This is a genomic window from Candidatus Polarisedimenticolia bacterium, from assembly GCA_035764505.1.
In the GTDB taxonomy this organism is placed as follows: Bacteria; Acidobacteriota; Polarisedimenticolia; order Gp22-AA2; family AA152; genus AA152.
Map to the genome: position 1 here is coordinate 1 of DASTZC010000268.1, position 2,320 is coordinate 2,320.

3 protein-coding genes are annotated in these 2,320 nt (G+C 67.2%); 2 read left to right on the forward strand and 1 reads right to left on the reverse strand.

Annotation, left to right across the window (positions count from 1 at the left end; genetic code table 11):
- The first annotated feature begins 162 nt into the window (after nt 1-162).
- Both VFW45_17290 and VFW45_17295 read left to right on the forward strand, forming a co-directional pair.
- Nucleotides 163-1,206: a zinc-binding dehydrogenase gene (locus tag VFW45_17290; GenBank protein HEU5182544.1), complete on the forward strand. Its 1,044-nt coding sequence runs from the start codon at nt 163-165 to the stop codon at nt 1,204-1,206.
- Nucleotides 1,203-1,928 (forward strand): hypothetical protein, encoded by a 726-nt coding sequence (locus VFW45_17295; protein HEU5182545.1) that lies wholly within the window; start codon nt 1,203-1,205, stop codon nt 1,926-1,928. Before VFW45_17290 ends, VFW45_17295 begins: the two co-directional genes overlap by 4 nt.
- Here VFW45_17295 and VFW45_17300 read toward each other — a convergent pair.
- A partial coding sequence (locus VFW45_17300; protein ID HEU5182546.1) for a hypothetical protein occupies nt 1,918-2,320 on the reverse strand: 403 nt, incomplete at its 5' end. The genes VFW45_17295 and VFW45_17300 overlap by 11 nt on opposite strands.

Here is a 2,320-nt window from a genome sequence, read left to right on the forward strand (position 1 = left end):
CCAACCCATTTCCGATTCCTGGAACGCGGCCATGCTTGCTTCCTCCGGCTGCTCGGTTGCGGCAGGCCCCGCCGCAAAGGGGGCAGGCGCGACAGCGCCTTCGCTGATTGGCTGATATATCTTGCACAACTTCCGCTCATCTGCAAGCCGGAGAGTTCCGCGATGCAGGCGCTGGCCCTCAAGGAACATGGCGGGATCGGAAGCCTCGAGCTGCTCGATCTCCCCGCGCCGGCCATCGCCGCCCCCGATGACGTCCTCGTCAGGGTACGATCAGCGGCACTCAACCACCTCGATCTCTTCCTGACCGAGGGCGTCAAAGGCATCACCGTCAGCTTCCCGCACATCGTCGGCACCGACGGGGCGGGAGTCATCGAGGCCGTGGGAGCCGCAGTGACCTCGGTCCATCCCGGAGACCGGGTCGCCCTCAATCCCGGCATCTCTTGCGGGCGCTGCGCCCAGTGCGCCGCCGGTGAAGAACCCTTCTGCCGAAGCTACCAGATTCTGGGCGAACATCGATCCGGCACCGCGGCTGAGTTGGTTGTTGTTCCAGAACGTAACGTAGCGCGGATTTCCGATACTATGCCATGGGATGTCGCGGCGGCCTTTCCATTGTCTACGCTCACGGCCTGGCGAATGCTGGTCACTCGCGCCCGCCTCGCGCCGGAGGAGACCGTGCTGATCTGGGGCATCGGCGGCGGGGTGTCGCTGGCTGCTCTCCAGATTGCCCGACACCTCGGAGCCCGGGTCGTCGTGACCAGCTCCGCCGAACGAAAGCTGGCGCGAGCCCGGGAGCTGGGGGCCGAGGCCACGTTCAATCACGCGGAGCGATCGCCGGACGAGATTGCCCGCGAGGTGCGCAAGCTAACCGGCGCCGGTGCGGACGTGGTGGTCGATTCGGTGGGCGAGCGCACCTGGGAAGCATCCCTCAAGGCGCTGCGGCCCGGCGGCCGGCTGGTGACCTGCGGCGCCACCTCGGGTCCCCATGTTTCGCTCGATCTCCGGCGGCTCTTCTGGTTCCAGTGGAGCCTCCTCGGATCGACCATGGGAACGCGGGCGGAGTTTGCCCGCGTGATGGAGCTCGGCAATGCCGGCCACCTCTGGCCGGTGGTGGATTCGGTGGTGCCCCTGCAGCGTGGAGCCTCCGCGTACGAGCGCATGGCGCGGGGCGATCAGCTCGGCAAACTCGTGATCGAGGTCTCGCGGTGAACGAACTCTGGCAACGATTGTCCGTGGGCGGGAACCAGATCCTCCAGGTCCTCCCGTCGTTGTTGTACGCAGTCGCGATTCTCCTGGCGGGTTACCTGTTGGCGCGGCTGCTTGAGCGCTGGACTGACTCGCTGCTCAAGCGGCTCAACTTCAACAAGGTGGCCGAGGCGGGGGGCCTGTCCGAGGCGATGGAGCGGAGCGGCACCCACCTCGATCCGATTCACGCCGTGGGCAAGCTGCTGTTCTGGCTTGTGATGCTGGTGGCGATCCTGCTGGCGAGCACGGCGCTCGGCCTCGAGATCATCAACACGATGTTCGGGACCATGCTCTCCTACATCCCGACCCTCATCGCCGCGATCGTGATCGTGATCCTCGGCATGATCGTCGGCGAATTCGTGAGAGCGCTGGTGCTCGCATCGGCGGGACGCGTGGAAGGTGTGCCCACGCTGGCCAAGGTGTCCAAGGCCGCCGTCGTGATCATCGCGATCTTCATGGCGCTGACCCAGCTGGGGGTCGCCGAGGAGCTGGTGACGGCCGCGTTCACGCTCATCCTGGGCGCGATCGCCCTGGCGGCGGGGCTCGCCTTCGGACTCGGCAATCGAGACCTGGCGGGGGAGATCACCCGGCGCTGGTATGCTGAGGGGCAGGCCCGGCGGGATGCGGAGCGACAGGCGGCCAGGGACGCGGAGCCGCCCCGCGGCCCGGAACCGCCTACGGGCTGACCCGCACGATTACCCCGGCCGATTCCAGCGCGGCGAGGTAGGCGCTGACCAGCTCCTGCGGCACCGGGCCGTAGATCGCGGAGACCGCGTTGCGGACCTGCACCTCGGTACGGTTGCCGTCCACCAGGTTCAGGACTTCGTAGGCGTACTCCCCGCCGCTTCCTCGCAGGCCGGTGTACCGCAGCAGTCCCAATGCTGCGGCCTTCTCCGTGCCGATGCGATCCTCGAGATAATCGTATCCAAAGACGGTCATCGGGCCCTTCGGCTCCGGGGCACGTTTGTAGACGGGGTGGCCAGGGCCGGCGGCGATGCCAATCAGCGCGCCGGCGGAACCTGACGACTGCTCCTCCGCCAGGAGCATTGCCGCGGCATCGGTGCGCTGGCGCTGACTA